The sequence below is a fragment of the Streptomyces sp. NPDC054842 genome, assembly GCF_053611025.1.
The window spans coordinates 68,222-85,803 of record NZ_JBSGZN010000009.1 but is presented as its reverse complement, the minus strand read 5'-3'; the positions used below and the strand labels follow the sequence as shown (position 1 = coordinate 85,803).

Sequence of the window (17,582 nt, the reverse complement as noted above, 5' to 3'; positions counted from 1 at the left end):
CGTCCCGTAGCCGACGGCCATCTGATGTACCGGCACGGCCCCTTCCGCCGGATCGCGGCTGCGGGCCGTGCGGGCGGGCCCCAAGCATCCGGCTCGGGCGGTGCGGAGCGTGTGGTCCGGGCGGCGGTGCGGGGCGTGCGGGGCAGGGGCAGGCGACACGACGCGTGCGGGCCAAGGCGTCCGGCACGGCGCGTGCGGGCCGGGCGGGCGGTCCGTGGTCCGCGGATCGGGGCGGGCCGGCCGGGCTGCGGGTCAGCCGCCGGACGTGTCCAGTTCCGCGTCCTCGGACAGGCCCGCGCAGTCGTAGGGGTCCTTGAGCCAGCCGTCGGGCAGGACGACCCGGTTGTTGCCCGAGGTGCGCCCGCGCGGGCCGTCGGCGCCGCTGGGCCAGGGCTGGCCGAGGTCCAGCTCGGCCAGTCCTTCGCGCAGTTCGTCCAGCGAGGAGGTGACCGCGAGGCGCTTGCGCATCTCGGAGCCGACCGCGAAGCCCTTCAGGTACCAGGCCACGTGCTTGCGGAAGTCGATGACGCCGCGCGCCTCGTCGCCGATCCACTCGCCGAGCAGGGTGGCGTGCCGGACCATGACCGAGGCGACCTCGCGCAGGGTGGGGGCGGCGCTCTCCGCGCGTCCCTCGAAGGCGGCGACCAGGTCACCGAAGATCCACGGGCGGCCCAGGCAGCCGCGTCCGACGACGACCCCGTCGCACCCGGTCTCCCGCACCATCCGCACCGCGTGCTCGGCCGACCAGATGTCGCCGTTGCCGAGGACCGGGATCTCCGGCACGTGCTCCTTGAGGCGCGCGATCGCGTCCCAGTCGGCGGTGCCGCCGTAGTGCTGCGCGGCGGTCCTGCCGTGCAGGGCGATGGCCGTCACGCCCTCCTCCACGGCGATGCGCCCGGCGTCCAGGTACGTGATGTGGTCGTCGTCGATGCCCTTGCGCATCTTCATCGTCACCGGGAGGTCGCCGGCGCCGGCCACGGCCTCGCGCAGGATCGCGCGCAGCAGGTTCCGCTTGAACGGCAGCGCCGAGCCGCCGCCCTTGCGGGTCACCTTGGGCACCGGGCAGCCGAAGTTCAGGTCGATGTGGTCGGCGAGGTTCTCCTCCGCGATCATGCGGACGGCCTTGCCGACGGTCGCCGGGTCGACCCCGTACAGCTGGATCGAGCGCGGCTGCTCGCTCGCGTCGAAGTGGATCAGCTGCATGGTCTTCTCGTTGCGCTCGACCAGGGCTCGCGTGGTGATCATCTCGCTGACGAACAGGCCCTTGCCGCCGGAGAACTCCCGGCAGAGCGTGCGGAAGGGCGCGTTCGTGATCCCGGCCATGGGCGCGAGGACCACGGGCGGCTGCACCGTGTGCGGGCCGATCGACAGGGGGGACGCGGAGGCGAGGGTGGGCGCGGACATTCCCCCATTGTCGCGTACGACGACGTGTGCTCGTACGGAGGCGGGTCGCCGTACGGGCACGGGCCCGCCGGGGCCGCGCAGACCCGGATGACGGGGGCCCCTCGGCCCGTACGGCGACGCGGTGCCAGGACCCGGCACCGCCTCGCACGTCACCCGTGACGACGCCGGCCACCCTCCGCGTCCCCGGCGTCCTGGAAGTCTGCGGCCGAAAAGATCGTGTAGTGGTCATTAGTTAGGCGCACTACCGAGAACGGCGTACGCTGTGGGGATGCCCGAGCTGAGTCATCGCCGCCGGATGCTGGTGCTCGCGATCTGCTGCATGAGCCTGCTGATCGTCAGCCTCGACAACACGGCCCTGAACGTCGCGCTGCCCTCCATGCAGCGGGAGTTGCACGCCGATGTGGCCGGCCTCCAGTGGGCCATCGACGCCTACACGCTGGTCCTCGCCTCGCTGCTGATGCTCGCGGGGTCGACCGCCGACCGCATCGGCCGCCGCAAGGTCTTCGTCGCGGGCCTGGTCGTCTTCACCCTCGGCTCCCTGCTGTGCTCCCTCGCCCCGAACCTGGGCTCGCTCGTCGCCTTCCGCATGGTCCAGGCCGTGGGCGGCTCGATGCTGAACCCCGTGGCGATGTCGATCATCACCAACACCTTCACGGACCCGCGGGAGCGCGCCCGCGCCATCGGCGCCTGGAGCGGCGTCGTCGGCATCGCCATGGCCGCGGGACCGGTGATGGGCGGACTGCTCGTCGACTCCGTCGGCTGGCGGTCGATCTTCTGGGTCAACCTCCCGGTCGGCCTCGCGGCGCTGCTGCTGACGCTGCGGTTCGTGCCCGAGTCCCGCGCGCCCAGGGCCCGCCGCCCGGACCCGCTCGGCCAGGTCCTGGTGATCGTGCTGCTCGGCTCGCTGACCTACGCGATCATCGAGGCGCCCCACTCCGGCGCCCTCAGGACCGCCGGCTTCGGCCTCCTCGCCGTCGCCGCCCTCGCGGGCCTGCTCCGCTACGAACCCCGGCGCGCCGAACCCCTCATCGACCTGCGCTTCTTCCGTTCGGCGCCGTTCAGCGGGGCCACGGCGGTCGCGGTCAGCGCGTTCTCGGCGCTCAGCGGCTTCCTGTTCCTGTCCACGCTGTACCTGCAGAACGTACGGGGACTGGACGCGCTGCACGCCGGCCTGTGGATGCTGCCGATGGCGGCCATGTGCTTCGTGGCCGCGCCCGTCTCCGGCCGGCTGGTCGGCAGCCGCGGACCCCGCCTGTCGCTGCTGGTCGCCGGCGTCACGATGACCGTGAGCGGGGTGCTCTTCGCCGCGTTCGAGGCGGAGACGTCGAACGTGACGCTGGTGATCGGCTACGTGCTGTTCGGCCTCGGCTTCGGTTTCGTGAACGCCCCCATCACCAACACCGCCGTCTCGGGCATGCCCCGCGCCCAGGCGGGTGTCGCCGCCGCCGTCGCCTCCACCAGCCGGCAGATCGGCCAGACCCTCGGGGTCGCCGTGATCGGCGCGGTGCTGGCGTCGGGCGTGGGGAGTTCGTCGTACCGGGACGTCTTCGTCTCGGCGGCCCGTCCCGGCTGGTGGATCATCGCGGGCTGCGGCTTCCTGGTGCTGGTGCTCGGCGCGCTGACCAGCGGGCCGTGGGCCCGCCGCACCGCCGAGCGCACCGCCGAGCAGCTGGAGACGGCGGAGCCCCCGAAGGCACCGGGCGTCCGGGCGTAGGCCCGGCCCTCGGCGTCCCCGGGCGGGCACCCGCGACGCCCTCCAGGCGCCGGGGATCGGCACACCCGGCCGGCCCCTGGATCCCGCGGCCGCAGGCTGCACCCCGGCCGGGGTACCGGCGAGCGGCGTCCCGGCAGGCGCTCGTACGGCGTTCCCGCGAGCGGTGTCCGGGCGGCTCGGACCCGTGCGGTTCAGACGCGGGCCGCGGCGCGCTCCTCGGCGATCGCCCGGAGCTTTTCGAGGCGCTCGCGGGACTCCTCGTCCGCGGGCACGTACGTCACCAGGCGGGGGCCGGTCTCCGGGCCGAGCCACAGGTCGGTGTGGTCCACGGTGATCCGGCCGACGTGCGCGTTGCGGAACTCCTTGCGCTTGGTGCGGGAGCCGACCACCTCGTGCCGGTCCCAGGCCGCGCAGAAGTCCGGGGACTCCGCCCGCAGCCGCTTGAGCAGCGTCTTCCAGGCCGGGTCGGCGAGGTGCCCGGCCATCGCGGCGCGGAACTTGGCGGCCATCAGCCGGGTGGCCTCCTCCAGGTGCACGATCGACGAGCGCCACTGCGCGTTGGTGTAGGCGAGGACCATGCAGTTGAGGTCCTCCGACGGCACCTCGTCCAGGTCGCACAGCAGCAGTCCGTACGTGCGGTTGTAGGCGAGGATGTCGTACCGGCTGTTCTGGACGCAGGCCGGGTACGGCTCCAGCTGCTCCAGCAGGCCGCGCAGCGCGGGCGTGACGGACGGGCAGACCGAGGTGGGCGCCGGGTCGACGGCTCCGGCCAGCTGGAAGAGGTGCACGCGCTCGGTGGGGTCCAGCAGCAGGGCGCGGGCGAGCGCGTCGAGCACCTGGACGGACACCTGGATGTCCCTGGCCTGTTCGAGCCACGTGTACCAGGTGACGCCGACGGCGGCGAGCTGCGCGACCTCCTCGCGGCGCAGCCCGGGGGTGCGCCGGCGGGGGCCGCGGGGCAGGCCGACCCGCTCGGGCGTGACGTGCTCGCGGCGGTGGCGCAGGAAGGCGGCCAGCTCGTGCCGCCGGATCTCCGCCGCGCGGCCGTGGTTCCGGCTCGCCGTTGCCGTCTGCTCCCGGGCCGTCGTCGTCATGGTCCCAGCCTGGCGTACTCCCCATCCTATTTCCAGGTACTTCCGCTACCAGGATGAGGAGACTCTGGTACCCGTCTCGGACCGGGACGAGGCTCGGGGTCGTGACCGATACCGGAACTGTTCTCGACCGTGGTGCCGTCCGTTCCCCCGCCGCCGCGCCCGTGCTCGGCGCGCTCGGGCTGTTCACCGTCCTGCTGGGCGCGGCCCTTCCCCTCATCGACTTCTTCATCGTCAATGTGGCCCTGCCGACGATCGCCCGGGACCTCGGCGCGGGCGAGGCCGTCCTGGAGCTGGTGGTCGCCGGGTACGGGGTCTCGTACGCCGTCCTGCTGGTGCTCGGCGGGCGGCTCGGCGACCTCTTCGGGCGGCGCCGGCTCTTCCTCGGCGGCATGGCGGCGTTCGGCGTGACCTCGCTGGCCTGCGGGCTCGCGCCCTCCGCGTGGACGCTGGTGGCGGCGCGGGTCGCGCAGGGCGCCGCGTCCGCGGCGATGCTGCCGCAGGTGCTGGCCACCATCCAGTCGGCGACCGCGGGTCCCCGGCGCGCCAGGGCGATGGGCCTGTACGGCGCGACGGCGGGGCTGTCGATGGTGGCCGGGCAGATCCTCGGCGGCGTCCTGGTCGCGGCGGACATCGCGGGCACCGGGTGGCGGTCGGTGTTCCTGGTCAACGTGCCGGTGGTGATCGTGGGCCTGCTGCTGGCCGCCCGCGCCGTCCCGGAGACCCGTTCGCAGCGCCCGGAGCCGGTGGACGGCCCCGGCACCGTGCTGCTGGCCGTCGCGATGCTCGCGCTGCTGGCGCCGCTGACGGAGGGCCGGGCGGCGGGCTGGCCGCTGTGGACCTGGCTCTCGCTGGCCCTCTTCCCGTTCGCGGCGCTGGCCTTCTGCCTGGTGGAGCGCCGGGCGGACCGGCAGGGCCGTACCCCGCTCGTGCCGCCGGGGCTGCTCGCACTGGCCTCGCTGCGCCGGGGGCTGATCATGATCGTGCCGTTCTCGATCGGCTTCAGCGGCTTCATGTTCGTGATCGCGGTGGCGCTCCAGGAGGGCGCGGGACGCGGACCGGTGGCCGCCGGGCTGGCGCTCGCCCCGATGGCGGTGGTGTTCTTCGCCGTCTCGCTGTGCGGGCCGCGGCTCGTCGCCCGGTACGGCACGCGGGTGGTGACCGCGGGCGGTCTGATCCAGGCGGTGGGGGTCGCGCTCATCGCCCTGGCGGCGTGGCGGTCCTGGCCCGGGCTCGGCGTGCTGGAGCTGCTGCCGGGCGCGGCGGTGGCCGGGGCGGGCCAGGCGCTCCAGCTCCCCGTCCTGTTCCGGGTCGTCCTCTCCGAGGTCCCGGCCGTACGGGCGGGTGTCGGCGGCGGCGTCATGATCACCACGCAGCAGGCGGCGCTGGCCCTCGGCGTCGCGACCCTCGGTTCCCTGTTCCTCGCCCTGGTCCCGGGCCACGGGATGCGGGACGCCCTGGTCGTCACGCTCCTGGTCCAGCTCGCCGGGGTGGCCCTGACGACGGCCCTGAGCCTGCGCCTGCCCCGCACGGTGGGCTGACCCGTCCCACGCGACCGGCCCCGGTCCGGGGCGGCGTCCGAAGGCTCACGGCCCGCCGCCCCGGACGCCCGGCGCACACATACCGTCAACTTCTCATGCGCATCAACGACTTAGCGTGACCATGTGCGATCCCGTGGTCGACTTGCCCTGGGGGACGCCCCGTTGATGTTGGTCTTGCTGCACACTCCTTGCTGCGCGCTCACAGCGCTCGACGTGGAGGTGTTCATGCTGCAGATCAACACGAGCAAGGTGAGCCGCTGGGACCAGCACGGGCGGGAGCACGTCGTCAGGGTCCAGCGCACGGGCATCCAGCGCTCGATCAGCTGCGACACGTGCGGCTGGCGGAAGGCGGCGCAGTTCCTGCCCTGGCTGAAGGCGGAGGAGCATCTCACCGAGGCGCACCAGGCGACGGTGGACCCCACGGCGTCGTAGCAGGACGACCGTGCCGCCCGTCCCCGGGCGCGGACCGTCATTCCGCTCCGCGCACGCCCTCGCCGCGGCGTGCGCGCAGGGTCCGCACCTTGTGGCGGTTGCCGCAGCGTTCCATCGAGCACCAGCGGCGGCGGCCCGGCCGTGAGGTGTCGACGTACACCAGCCGGCAGTTGTCGCCGGCGCACATGCGGACGCGGTGCGACCAGGGCCCGGTGAGCAGGTCGACGGCGTCGCGGGCGAGCGTGGAGAGCAGGCGGTGGCCGTCCGCCGGACCTGCCCAGCACCGGGCGCCCTCCGGCCCGATGGCGGGGATCAGCGGGGCGCGCGCCGCGGCTTCGTTCAGGAGGTCCAGGTCACCGGCGGCCGGAGGTTCGCCGCCGGTGTGGGCCAGGACCGTGCGCCACAGCGCGTCGCGTGTGCGGCGGACGTCGGCGAGTTCGTCCTCGGTGACCGACACGGCGGGCGTCGGGGTCAGTCGCGACCGGCGGGTCCAGTCCACCAGATCGGCGGGCGTGTGCAGCGTCTCGTACCGCGCGAAGTCGTCCGGCCCGCCGGTGACCAGCAGCTCCAGGCACAGCGCGCCCGGGTCGAACCGGAAGGTGGTACCGCCGGGGGTGGTGAGCACCAGGCCCCGGGTGTTGGACTCGACCGCCATGTAACCAATATAACTGGTTACATGACAGCACTGAACTGGAAGCTGGTCGTCGACACGCACGACGCGCCCGCGCTCGCCGACTTCTGGGCGGCGGCGCTGAAGTACGAGGTGGAGGACCCGGGCCCGCTCATCGAGCGCCTGCTGGCCGCCGGCCAACTCCCCGAAGCGGCGGTCGTCGAGCACGACGGACGCCGTCTCTTCCGCGGGCTGGCGGGGATCCGGCATCCCGACGACCCGTACGACGAGGTCAGCGGGGTCGGGCACGGGCGCCGGCTGCTCTTCCAGGACGTCCCCGAGCCCAAGAGCGCCAAGAACCGCCTGCACATCGACGTCCACAGCGGGCCGGACGGTCTCGACGCGCTCGTGGCCCGCCTGGAGAGCCTCGGCGCGACGCGCGTGAGCGAAGTGGACCAGGGGCCGGCGGGCCACTGGTGGGTCATGCGGGACCCGGAGGGCAACGAGTTCTGCGCGGCCTGACGAGGCGGCCGCGGGAGTCCGTCAGGCCCGCAGCCCGCGGGTCACCAGTTCCACGACCGCCGCGAACTCGGCCTCGATGCCGGGCTGTTGCCAGTCACGGGCGTAGTAGGGGTCGTGGAAGCGGCCGGTGGCGTCCAGCACCGCGCGGGCCGCGGACGGCGGGTCGGCGGCGGTGAACGTGCCGAGGGCGACGCCGTCGCCGACGATGCGGGTGAGCTGGCCGACGAGCTTGGCGAGGTGGCGGTCGACGACCTCGCTGGTCTCGCCGATGAGCACCATGTACGTGGCGAACAGCTCGGGGTCGTCGCCCGCCTTGTGCCGCTTGGCGGTGAACAGGCCCGACAGCCAGTCCCGCAGCCGCTGCTCCGGGTCCCGGTCCTGCCCGGCGATGTCCGCCAGCGCCCCGGACGCCCGCTCCAGCCAGCGCTCGGTCACCGCCTCGCGCAGCGCCGCCTTGGTGCGGAAGTGGCGGTAGACGCTGCCGTGACTGACCCCGAGCGCCCGCGCCACGTCGACCACGGTGGCCTTGGCCGGGCCGTGCCGGCGCAGCACGTCCTCGGTGGCCTCCAGGATGCGCTCGGCGGTCAGGGTCTCGGTGGTCGGTGCCATGACGGAACCGTACCGCCAGGTCAGCGCTCGCTGTCGAGGTGCGCCATCTGGGCCTCGGGGTAGCGGTCGCCCGCCGCGGCACCGGCCGGCACGGCCTCCTCGACGGCGGCGAGGTCCTCGGCGTCCAGCGTGACGTCCAGGGCGCCGAGCGCCTCGTGCAGCCGCTCGCGGGTGCGGGCGCCGACCAGCGGCACGATGTCCGCGCCCTGCCGCGTGGCCTGCGCGAGCACCCAGGCGATGGCGATCTGCGCGACGCTGACGTCCTTCTGCGCGGCGATCTTCCGCAGCGCCTCCACGAGGGACAGGTTGTGCCGGAGGTTGTCGCCCTGGAAGCGGGGGCTGACGGCGCGGAAGTCGTTCGAGGCCAGCTGCCGGTCCGGGGTGAAGTGGCCGGAGATGAGCCCGCGCGAGAGCACGCCGTACGCGGTGACGCCGATGCCCAGCTCGCGCACGGCGGGCAGGATCTCGTCCTCGATGCCGCGGGAGATGAGCGAGTACTCGATCTGGAGGTCGGAGATCGGCGCCGTGGCGGCGGCCCGGCGGACGGTGTCCGCGCCGACCTCGCTGAGCCCGATGTGGCGGACGTACCCGGCCTGCACCAGTTCCGCGATCGCGCCGACCGTCTCCTCGATCGGCACCTCGGGGTCGACCCGGGCGATCCGGTAGACGTCGATGTGGTCGACGCCGAGCCGCTGGAGCGAGTACGCGGCGAAGTTCCTCACCGCGGCCGGACGTCCGTCGTAACCGGACCAGCCGCCGTCCGGGTCGCGCAGGGCGCCGAACTTGACGCTGGTGAGCGCCTGTTCGCGCCGGGCCTGCGGGGCGGTGCGGAGCGCCTCGCCGATCAGCATCTCGTTGTGGCCCATGCCGTAGAAGTCGCCGGTGTCGAGCAGGGTGACGCCCGCTTCGAGGGCGGCGTGGATCGTCGCGACGGATTCGGCCCGGTCCGCGTCGCCGTACAGGGCGGACATGCCCATGCAGCCGAGGCCGAGGGCGGAGACCTGGGGGCCGGTGGTGCCGAGGGGACGCGTGTGCATGAGGGCTCCTTCTGGTTCCCCGGACAGGGAAACCGGACTCGTTCGCTCCCGGGAGGGGACCCGGACGATGACGTGCCTCCAGCCTGACATGACAGCTGACAGATTTCAATATCTGTCAGCTGTCATGTGTCAGCGGTAGGTCGTCATGACCTCGTCGCCCGGACCGGCTCGGCACTGCAACGGGCTGGGCCGCCGCCGGGCGCCCCGCGTCCCGTCCGGGGCGCCGGGCACCGCCTACCGGGCGGTGAGCGCCAGCTTCGCGCCCAGCGCGAGGAACGAGCCCGCGAAGCTCCGGCGCAGCCAGGCCATCACGCGCGGGCGGGCGGCGATCCGGTCGCGGACGGAGGCCGCCAGGGCGCCGTACCCCGCGAAGACGACGAACGTCGCGAGCATGAAGACCCCGCTGAGGGCCAGCATCCGCGGCAGCGCGCCGGGCTCGCCGGGGGTCACGAACTGCGGCAGGAACGCGAAGAAGAAGATCGTCAGCTTCGGGTTGAGGAGATTGACCAGGACGCCCGAGACGACGACCCGTCCGAACGTGCGGGGCGCCGCCCGCCCGTCCACCACGAGCGCCTCCTTGTCGCGCAGCGTGGCCCAGGCCATGTGGAGGAGGTAGACCACGCCCGCGTACTTGAGGACCAGGAAGGCGGTGTCGCTGGTCTGCAGCAGGGCGGCGACACCGGTGACGGTGGCCAGCATGTGCGGGACGATTCCGAGCGTGCAGGCGAAGGCGGCGACGACCCCGGCGCGCCGGCCCTGGGAGAGGGCGGCCGCCAGGGTGTAGACGACGCCGGTACCGGGAGTGGCGACCACGACGAGGGTGGTCAGCAGGAACGCGATGCTCATGCGGCCAGCCTGGCGGGCGCGGCGCCCTCGCCTCCAGGACCAATCGGGGGCGCGGAAACAGGACCAATCGGCGGCGCGGCAACAGGACCGATGCGCCCGCCGGGACCGCTCGCCCGGCTCCGGCGGCGACCGCTGACCGGCTCCGCCCGGGCACGACGAAGCCCCCGGCTCCGCGTGGCGGAACCGGGGGCCCGGGACGTGCGTCGGGTCAGCAGCCGATGAGGCGGGCGGCCAGGTAGCCCTCGATCTGGTCGAGGGAGACGCGCTCCTGCTTCATCGAGTCGCGCTCGCGCACCGTGACGGCGTTGTCGTCGAGGGTGTCGAAGTCGACCGTCACGCAGAACGGCGTGCCGATCTCGTCCTGGCGGCGGTAGCGGCGGCCGATGGCACCCGCGTCGTCGAAGTCGATGTTCCAGTGCTGGCGCAGGGCGGACGCCAGGCCCTTGGCCTTCGGCGACAGCTCCGGGTTGCGGGACAGCGGCAGGACGGCGACCTTGACCGGCGACAGGCGCGGGTCGAGGCGCAGCACCGTGCGCTTCTCCATCTTGCCCTTGGCGTTGGGGGCCTCGTCCTCGACGTACGCGTCGAGCAGGAAGGCCAGCATCGCGCGGCCGACACCGGCGGCGGGCTCGATGACGTAGGGGGTCCAGCGCTCGCCGGCCTCCTGGTCGAAGTAGGAGAGGTCCTGGCCGGAGGCCTTGGAGTGCGCGGACAGGTCGTAGTCCGTGCGGTTGGCGACGCCCTCCAGCTCGCCCCACTCGTTGCCGCCGAACTGGAAGCGGTACTCGATGTCGGCGGTGCGCTTGGAGTAGTGCGAGAGCTTCTCCGCCGGGTGCTCGTACCAGCGCATGTTCTCCTCGCGCAGGCCGAGGCCGGTGTACCAGTTCCAGCGCTCCTGCATCCAGAACTCCTGCCACTTCTCGTCCTCGCCCGGCTTGACGAAGAACTCCATCTCCATCTGCTCGAACTCGCGGGTCCGGAAGATGAAGTTGCCGGGCGTGATCTCGTTGCGGAAGGACTTGCCCATCTGCGCGATGCCGAACGGCGGCTTGCGGCGCGAGGTCTGCTGGACCTGGGCGAAGTTGGTGAAGATGCCCTGCGCGGTCTCGGGACGCAGGTAGGCGACCGAGCCGCTGTCCTGGGTCGGGCCGAGGTGCGTGGAGAGCAGACCCGAGAACTGCTTGGGCTCGGTGAACTGGCCCTTGTTGCCGCAGTTGGGGCAGTTGATGTCCGCGAGGCCGTTCTCCGGGAGGCGGTTGTGCTTCGCCTCGTAGGCCTCCTCCAGGTGGTCGGCGCGGTAGCGCTTGTGACAGGAGGTGCACTCGGTGAGCGGGTCGCTGAACGTGGCGACATGGCCGGAGGCGACCCAGACCTCGGTGGCCAGGATCACCGACGAGTCGATACCGACGACGTCCTCGCGGGAGGTGACCATGTAACGCCACCACTGGCGCTTGATGTTCTCCTTGAGCTCGACACCCAGCGGCCCGTAGTCCCAGGCGGCCTTCTGACCGCCGTAGATCTCACTGCAGGGGAATACGAAGCCACGGCGCTTGCTCAGGCTGACGATGGTGTCGATCTTGTCGGCGGCCACGGTGCTCTCTTCATTACGACGACGGGCGACGAAGCGAGATGCTGCGGAGCATTGCTTCAGAGCGAATGCTTCAGGTTACCGGCGTGGCCTGCCCCACAATCAAATCGGTCCGCCCAAGGGCCGCTCACCGGGCTTGTTGACAACCGTTTCCAGTTTAGTTGAAAATGACTGTCATGAACGTAGGACGGCGTCACATATCCGGCATAGCCCTCGCGGCAGCCACCACGATCGGCATCGGCACCCTCTCGGCCTGCTCTTCGGACAGCGCGGCCGCCGGAAACACGGACAAGTTCGACGTCGTCGCGTCGTTCTATCCGATGCAGTACCTCGCCGAGCAGATCGGCGGCGACCACGTGAATGTGACGACGCTCACCGAGCCCGGCCAGGAGCCGCACGACCTGGAGCTCAGCGCCAAGCAGACCGCGCAGCTCCAGGAGACCGACGCCGTGCTCTACCTCAAGGGGCTCCAGCCCGCCGTGGACGAGGCCGTCTCCCAGTCCGGCGTCGAGAACAGGATCGACGCGGCGACGCTCACGAAGCTGGAGGACCACGGCGACGTCGAGCACGCCCACGAGGGCGAGGCAGCCTCCTCCGAGAAGGAGGAGCACGCCCGGGACCCGCACGTCTGGCTGGACCCGGTGAAGTACGCCGAGGTCGCCAAGGGCGTGGCGGCCGCCTTCGAGAAGGCCGACCCGGACCACGCGGCCGACTACGCGAAGAACGCCGACGCGCTGACCGGCAAGCTCGACGCGCTGAACACCCGCTTCGAGGACGGCCTGAAGAACACCGGCACCAAGGTCTTCTTCACCAACCACGCCGCCTTCGGCTACCTCGCCGAGCGCTACGGCCTGACCCAGGAGGCCATCACCGGCCTCGACCCGGAGAGCGAGCCCAGCCCCGCCCGGATCAGGGAACTCCACCAGGAGGCCGAGGCCGACGGCGTCACCACGGTCTTCTACGAGACACTGGTGTCCGACAAGACCGCCAGGACGCTCGCCCGGGACGCCGGCCTGAAGACGGCCGTCCTCGACCCGCTGGAAGGCATCACCGACCGCTCGGCGGGCGACGACTACCTGGAGGTCATGGACGCCAACCTCAAGGCCCTCGAAGCGGCGTTGGGCGCCAAGTGACCGGACCGGAGGACTTCATGGGTGAGCCCGTCATATCCCTGCGCGGCGTCCGCGCCGAGCTGGGGTCACGCCCGGTCCTGCGCGGCATCGACCTCACCGTGCGCCGGGGCGAGGTCGTCGCGCTGCTCGGGGCCAACGGCTCCGGCAAGTCGACCGCCGTGCGCGCCGTCATCGGGCAGGTGCCCGCCACCGCGGGCGAGATCGAGCTGTTCGGCACCCCGCGGGGCGCGTTCCGCGACTGGCGGCGCGTGGGCTACGTACCGCAGCGCACCACGGCCGCCGGAGGCGTCCCGGCGACGGTGACCGAGGTCGTCTCCTCCGGACGGCTCTCCCGCGCCCGCTTCGGCGTGCTGCGCAGGGCCGACCGCGAGGCCGTGCGCCGGGCCCTGGAGCAGGTCGGCATGAGCGACCGCGCGAAGGACTCCGTCGACGCCCTCTCCGGCGGCCAGCACCAGCGCGTGCTGATCGCCCGCGCGCTCGCCGCCGAACCCGAGCTGCTGATCATGGACGAGCCGATGGCGGGAGTCGACCTGGCCAGCCAGGAGGTGCTCGCCCGGACCCTGCGCGAGCAGGTCGGCCAGGGCGCCACCGTCCTCCTCGTCCTGCACGAGCTGGGCCCCCTGGAGCCCCTCATCGACCGGGCGATCGTCCTGCGCGAGGGCTGCGTGACCCACGACGGACCGCCCCCGCGCGCCCTCGGCCAGCACGCGCTGCCCGGCCACGACCACGTACACCCGCACGCTCCGGCGGGCGCCGAACCGATTCGCACGGGACTGCTGAGCTGATGGAGATCCTGAACTACGCCTTCATGCAGCGGGCCCTGATCGCCGCCGTCCTGGTCGGCGTCACCGCCCCCGCCGTCGGCATCTACCTCGTCCAGCGCCGCCAGGCCCTGATGGGCGACGGCATCGGCCACGTCGCGATGACCGGTGTCGGCCTCGGCTTCCTGCTGTCCTGGTCCCCGGTGTGGATGGCGACGCTCGTCTCCGTCCTCGGCGCCGTCCTGATGGAGCTGATCCGCTGGTACGGCAAGACCCGCGGCGACATCGCCCTCGCCATGCTCTTCTACGGCGGCATGGCCGGCGGCGTGATGCTCATCAACTTCGCCCCGGGCGGCTCCAACGCCAACCTGGTGTCGTACCTCTTCGGCTCCCTGTCGACGGTGTCCGAGTCCGACGTGACCGCGATCTGCCTGCTGGCCGGCTTCGTGGTGCTCGTCACCGTGGGCCTGCGCCGCCAGCTCTTCGCGGTCAGCCAGGACGAGGAGTTCGCGCGGGTCACCGGGCTGCCGGTGCGCGCCCTGAACCTGCTGGTCGCGGTCACCGCGGCGGTGACGGTGACGGTCGCGATGCGGGTCGTCGGGCTGCTGCTGGTGTCGGCGCTGATGGTGGTCCCGGTGGCGGCGGCCCAGCAGCTGAGCCGCAGCTTCGCGGCCACCTTCGCGATCGCCGTCGCCATCGGCGTGACCGTCATGGTCGGCGGCACCACCACGTCGTACTACCAGGACGTGCCGCCCGGTGCGACGATCGTCCTGATGGCCATCGGCGCCTTCTTCGTGCTCACGCTCCTGGCCGCCCCGCTGGCCCGGCGCCGCGCGCGGGCCCTGGTCGCCGCGGGGCCCGCCGGGGATCCGGCGGAGTGCGTGATTCCGGCCAGCCGGGGTTCCGACGGCAAGGTCGGCGTCTGACCACCGCCGGGCCGGACTGGCACAATGGCCCGGCAAGTGCAGACGTGAGGAGGCAACCGGTGACGACCGCTGGACCGTCCGTGAAGGGCCGCTCCACCCGGCAGCGTGCCGCCGTGGCGGCGGCGCTCGACGAGGTGGACGAGTTCCGCAGTGCGCAGGATCTGCACGACATGCTCAAGCACAAGGGCGACTCGGTCGGCCTGACGACCGTCTACCGCACGCTCCAGTCGCTCGCCGACGCCGGCGAGGTGGACGTCCTGCGCACGTCCGACGGCGAGTCCGTGTACCGGCGCTGCTCCAGCGGCGAGCACCACCACCACCTGGTCTGCCGGGTCTGCGGCAAGGCGGTGGAGGTCGAGGGCCCGGCCGTGGAGAAGTGGGCGGAGGCGATCGCCGCCGAGCACGGCTACGTGAACGTCGCCCACACCGTCGAGATCTTCGGCACCTGCGCGGAGTGCGCGCAGTGCCCGGCCGAGGAATAGCACCGTCCGGGCCGGCCGCCGGCCCGTCGAGAACGCGGAAGGCGGGGCCGTGGACCACGGCCCCGCCTCTCGTGTGCCGTCCTACTCGGGGTTGCCCCGCATGGCCGCCTCCATCTTGAGCAGGTCCTCGTTCGGGACGGCCCCGCCGAAGCGGCGGTCCCGGGAGGCGTACTCGACGCAGGCGCGCCACAGGTCACGGCGGTCGAAGTCGGGCCACAGGACGTCCTGGAACACCATCTCCGCGTAACTCGACTGCCAGATCAGGTAGTTGGAGACGCGCTGCTCGCCGCTGGGCCGCAGGAAGAGATCGACGTCCGGCATGTCCGGGTAGTACAGGTACTTCTGGATCGTCTTCTCGGTGACCTTGTCGGGGTCGAGCCGGCCCGCGGCGACGTCGGCGGCGAGGGCCTTCGCGGCGTCCGCGAGCTCGGCCCGCCCGCCGTAGTTGACGCAGAAGTACAGCGTCATCGCGTCGTTCTTCTCGGTCTGCTCCTGGGCGACCTGGAGCTCCTGGACGACCGACTTCCACAGCTTGGGCATCCGGCCGACCCAGCGGATGCGGATGCCCAGCTCGTCCATCTCGTCCCGGCGGCGGCGGATGACGTCCTTGTTGAAGTTCATCAGGAAGCGCACCTCTTCCGGCGAGCGCTTCCAGTTCTCCGTCGAGAAGGCGTACAGGGACAGGTTCTTCACGCCCAGTTCCAGGCAGCCCTTGAGGACGTCCATGACGACGCCCTCGCCGACCCGGTGGCCCTCGGTGCGCGGCAGCCCGCGCTCCTTGGCCCACCGGCCGTTCCCGTCCATGACGACCGCCACATGGTTCGGGATCAGCTCGCCGGGCAGCTTGGGCGCCGTGGCACCGGAGGGGTGCGGCTCCGGCGTCCGGTACTCGCGGCGCTGGCGTCCCAGGATCCCGCGTACGACCATGTGTCTCTCGTCTCCTTGATTCCGTGCGGCTATTTCTCTACGTACCGCAGGGAGCGCAGGCCGCGCTCCAGGTGCCAGTGCAGGTACGCCGACACCAGCCCGCTGCCCTCCCGGACGTACCGCGGCTCGCAGGCGTCCGCGGTCTCCCAGTCTCCCGTGAGCAGCGCGCCGAGCAGTTCCAGGGCCTGCGCCGAGGGTACGACGCTGCCGGGCACCCGGCAGTCGACGCAGACGGAGCCGCCCGCGGCCACCGAGAAGAACCGGTTCGGCCCGGGCATCCCGCACTTCGCGCAGTCGGTGAAGCTCGGCGCGTAGCCGTTCACGGCGAGGGAGCGCAGCAGGAAGGCGTCGAGGACGAGATGCGGCTCGTGCTCGCCGCGGGCGAGGGTGCGCAGCCCGCCGACCAGGAGCAGGTACTGCTGGACGGCCGGTTCGCCCTCGTGGTCGGTGAACCGCTCTGCGGTCTCCAGCATGGCCGTGCCCGCGGTGTAGCGCGCGTAGTCGGTGACGATCCCGCCGCCGTAGGGGGCGATCGTCTCGCTCTGGGTGCACAGCGGCAGGCCGCGCCCGACGAGCTCGCTGCCCCGCGCGAAGAACTGCACGTCCACGTGCGAGAAGGGTTCGAGCCGCGCCCCGAACTTCGACTTGGTGCGCCGTACCCCGCGCGCCACGGCCCGCACGCGCCCGTGGCCGCGGGTGAGCAGCGTGATGATCCGGTCCGCCTCGCCGAGCTTCTGGGTCCGCAGGACGACGCCGTCGTCGCGGAAGAGGCTCATCGTCCGCCCCCGGACCGGCCCGGTTCGCGGCGCGCGGCGGGGCGACGGGGTGACCGCGGCACGCTCCGGCCCGCCCCGCCGGACGTCCGGGGGCGCGGCGCGGTGCCGTCGGCGCGGAACAGACTCATGCCCCCATTCTCGCCTACGGCGCCCGTGCTCCGGGCCGGGCCGGCTCCTTTCGGTCCCGGCCCCCGTCGGCCCCGGCGGCGGCTCCGCTTCAAGGGACCTCGCCGCGGCTGCGCGCGTTGGCGTAGGCGGTGGCCGCGCTGAGCCGCTCGGCGACGGTGGCGCCGCGCAGGGCGTCGGGCTCGCAGTCCCACTCCCGGCCGCCGCCGTAGGGCCTCAGCTGGACGTACGGGCCCTCGTGCCCCATGACGATGCCCACCTGTCCGGTGCGGAGGTCGACGACGTAGGCGCCGATCGGGGGCTTCACCGGCAGCTCCGGCCCGTCGGCGGCATGTTTCCCGTGTTTGCTGTTGCTGCCCGCATTTCCTTCACTGCTGCCTCCGCCTCATCGACGCCGGGCGTCGCGAACCGCCCCCGGTGGTACGGGTACTGCCTCCCCCGTGCTCCCCTCCGGCTGCGAGTTTCACTCTTCGCACGCGGGGTGTGACGCGGTGCACCTACACTCGGCCGGACTCCGTGCTTCACAGGTGCGCACCGCGGGACGCGGGTCAGGGCCGGTCTCAGCCGGGGAAGCGGAGCACGTACCGCCGCTGCCAGGGCGTCTCCACCGCGTGCCGGTCGTAGTGGGAGCGGACGTAGCCGACCGCCTCCTCGGGCGGCACGCCGTCGAGGACGGCCAGGCAGGCCAGCGCGGTCCCGGTGCGCCCGCGACCGCCGCCGCAGGCGAGTTCGACGCGTTCACCGGCGGCCCGCCGCCAGGCGTCCGTGAGCACCTCGCGGGCCTCGTCGGGGCTGCCGGGCAGGCGGAAGTCCGGCCAGCGCAGCCAGTGGGACTCCCACGGCACCTCGGGCGGCCGGCGGCCGAGGAGGTACACGCCGTACGCCGGGGCGGGGGTGCCGGGCGGCAGGGGCCGGCGCAGGGCGCGGCCGCGGACCAGCCGGCCGGAGGGCAGGCGCAGCACCCCGGCGCCGGCGGGGTCCCAGGTGACGGCGGGGTTCCGGGGGTCGGCGGGGTTGCGGGGGTCGGTCACCGACTCAGCGTAGGCCGCGCCCCGGA

At 72.7% G+C, this 17,582-nt stretch carries 19 protein-coding genes; 8 read left to right on the top strand and 11 right to left on the bottom strand.

Going from position 1 to position 17,582, the window contains the following annotated elements:
- Positions 1–252 precede the first annotated feature (252 nt).
- Positions 253–1,404 carry a tRNA dihydrouridine synthase DusB gene (gene dusB, locus ACWGIS_RS09640; protein ID WP_453361833.1) on the bottom strand — a complete coding sequence of 384 codons (1,152 nt, stop codon included), beginning with the start codon at positions 1,402–1,404 and terminating at the stop codon, positions 253–255.
- A gap of 268 nt (positions 1,405–1,672) precedes the next feature.
- Here dusB and ACWGIS_RS09635 point away from each other — a divergent pair, with 268 nt between their 5' ends.
- On the top strand, positions 1,673–3,118 hold the full coding sequence (locus ACWGIS_RS09635) for an MFS transporter (RefSeq protein ID WP_453361832.1): 1,446 nt from the start codon (positions 1,673–1,675) through the stop codon (positions 3,116–3,118).
- 191 nt (positions 3,119–3,309) lie between these two features.
- On the opposite strand, the gene ACWGIS_RS09630 is transcribed toward ACWGIS_RS09635, so the two are convergent.
- Positions 3,310–4,212 carry a helix-turn-helix transcriptional regulator gene (locus ACWGIS_RS09630; RefSeq protein ID WP_453361831.1) on the bottom strand — a complete coding sequence of 301 codons (903 nt, stop codon included), beginning with the start codon at positions 4,210–4,212 and terminating at the stop codon, positions 3,310–3,312.
- A gap of 101 nt (positions 4,213–4,313) precedes the next feature.
- On the opposite strand from ACWGIS_RS09630, the gene ACWGIS_RS09625 reads away from it, so the two are divergent.
- Complete coding sequence (locus tag ACWGIS_RS09625) at positions 4,314–5,750, top strand: MFS transporter (protein WP_453361830.1); 1,437 nt, start codon at positions 4,314–4,316, stop codon at positions 5,748–5,750.
- Between the two features lie 225 nt (positions 5,751–5,975).
- Positions 5,976–6,182 carry a hypothetical protein gene (locus ACWGIS_RS09620; protein ID WP_453361913.1) on the top strand — a complete coding sequence of 69 codons (207 nt, stop codon included), beginning with the start codon at positions 5,976–5,978 and terminating at the stop codon, positions 6,180–6,182.
- A 37-nt stretch (positions 6,183–6,219) separates the two neighbouring features.
- Here ACWGIS_RS09620 and ACWGIS_RS09615 read toward each other — a convergent pair whose 3' ends face one another.
- A complete protein-coding gene (locus ACWGIS_RS09615; RefSeq protein WP_453361829.1) occupies positions 6,220–6,837 on the bottom strand; it encodes a CGNR zinc finger domain-containing protein in 618 nt (205 codons plus the stop codon).
- Between the two features lie 21 nt (positions 6,838–6,858).
- On the opposite strand from ACWGIS_RS09615, the gene ACWGIS_RS09610 reads away from it, so the two are divergent.
- Positions 6,859–7,314, top strand: coding sequence for a VOC family protein (locus ACWGIS_RS09610; protein WP_453361828.1), 456 nt, complete (start codon positions 6,859–6,861; stop codon positions 7,312–7,314).
- A 21-nt stretch (positions 7,315–7,335) separates the two neighbouring features.
- Here the strand turns inward: ACWGIS_RS09610 and ACWGIS_RS09605 are convergent, their stop codons facing one another.
- The 4 genes from ACWGIS_RS09605 to ACWGIS_RS09590 form a co-directional block, all read right to left on the bottom strand.
- The gene (locus ACWGIS_RS09605) at positions 7,336–7,923 is read right to left on the bottom strand and encodes a TetR family transcriptional regulator (RefSeq protein ID WP_453361827.1); all 588 of its coding nucleotides are present in this window, start codon (positions 7,921–7,923) and stop codon (positions 7,336–7,338) included.
- Between the two features lie 20 nt (positions 7,924–7,943).
- Complete coding sequence (locus tag ACWGIS_RS09600; RefSeq protein WP_453361826.1) at positions 7,944–8,960, bottom strand: aldo/keto reductase; 1,017 nt, start codon at positions 8,958–8,960, stop codon at positions 7,944–7,946.
- Between the two features lie 234 nt (positions 8,961–9,194).
- Complete coding sequence (locus ACWGIS_RS09595) at positions 9,195–9,806, bottom strand: LysE family translocator (protein WP_453361825.1); 612 nt, start codon at positions 9,804–9,806, stop codon at positions 9,195–9,197.
- 208 nt (positions 9,807–10,014) lie between these two features.
- Positions 10,015–11,397, bottom strand: a complete 1,383-nt coding sequence (locus ACWGIS_RS09590; protein WP_402381674.1) for a glycine--tRNA ligase — start codon at positions 11,395–11,397, stop codon at positions 10,015–10,017.
- A 173-nt stretch (positions 11,398–11,570) separates the two neighbouring features.
- Here ACWGIS_RS09590 and ACWGIS_RS09585 point away from each other — a divergent pair, with 173 nt between their 5' ends.
- Genes ACWGIS_RS09585 through ACWGIS_RS09570 form a run of 4 tightly spaced genes read left to right on the top strand, consistent with a single transcriptional unit; the run spans position 11,571 to position 14,696 of the window.
- A complete protein-coding gene (locus ACWGIS_RS09585; RefSeq protein WP_453361824.1) occupies positions 11,571–12,527 on the top strand; it encodes a zinc ABC transporter substrate-binding protein in 957 nt (318 codons plus the stop codon).
- 17 nt (positions 12,528–12,544) lie between these two features.
- Entirely contained in the window at positions 12,545–13,312 is a 768-nt protein-coding gene (locus tag ACWGIS_RS09580; protein WP_453361823.1) for a metal ABC transporter ATP-binding protein, read from the top strand.
- Complete coding sequence (locus ACWGIS_RS09575) at positions 13,312–14,214, top strand: metal ABC transporter permease (protein ID WP_453361822.1); 903 nt, start codon at positions 13,312–13,314, stop codon at positions 14,212–14,214. Before ACWGIS_RS09580 ends, ACWGIS_RS09575 begins: the two co-directional genes overlap by 1 nt.
- A 59-nt stretch (positions 14,215–14,273) precedes the next feature.
- Positions 14,274–14,696 carry a Fur family transcriptional regulator gene (locus ACWGIS_RS09570; protein WP_453361821.1) on the top strand — a complete coding sequence of 141 codons (423 nt, stop codon included), beginning with the start codon at positions 14,274–14,276 and terminating at the stop codon, positions 14,694–14,696.
- Positions 14,697–14,777: 81 nt separating this feature from the next.
- On the opposite strand, the gene ACWGIS_RS09565 is transcribed toward ACWGIS_RS09570, so the two are convergent.
- The 4 genes from ACWGIS_RS09565 to ACWGIS_RS09550 form a co-directional block, all read right to left on the bottom strand.
- Positions 14,778–15,623, bottom strand: a complete 846-nt coding sequence (locus ACWGIS_RS09565) for an isoprenyl transferase (protein ID WP_453361820.1) — start codon at positions 15,621–15,623, stop codon at positions 14,778–14,780.
- A gap of 29 nt (positions 15,624–15,652) precedes the next feature.
- Positions 15,653–16,399: a DNA repair protein RecO gene (gene recO, locus ACWGIS_RS09560; protein ID WP_453361819.1), complete on the bottom strand. Its 747-nt coding sequence runs from the start codon at positions 16,397–16,399 to the stop codon at positions 15,653–15,655.
- A 217-nt stretch (positions 16,400–16,616) separates the two neighbouring features.
- Positions 16,617–16,832, bottom strand: a complete 216-nt coding sequence (locus ACWGIS_RS09555; protein WP_453361818.1) for a hypothetical protein — start codon at positions 16,830–16,832, stop codon at positions 16,617–16,619.
- A gap of 253 nt (positions 16,833–17,085) precedes the next feature.
- Entirely contained in the window at positions 17,086–17,556 is a 471-nt protein-coding gene (locus ACWGIS_RS09550) for a protein-tyrosine phosphatase family protein (RefSeq protein ID WP_453361817.1), read from the bottom strand.
- Positions 17,557–17,582 lie beyond the last annotated feature (26 nt).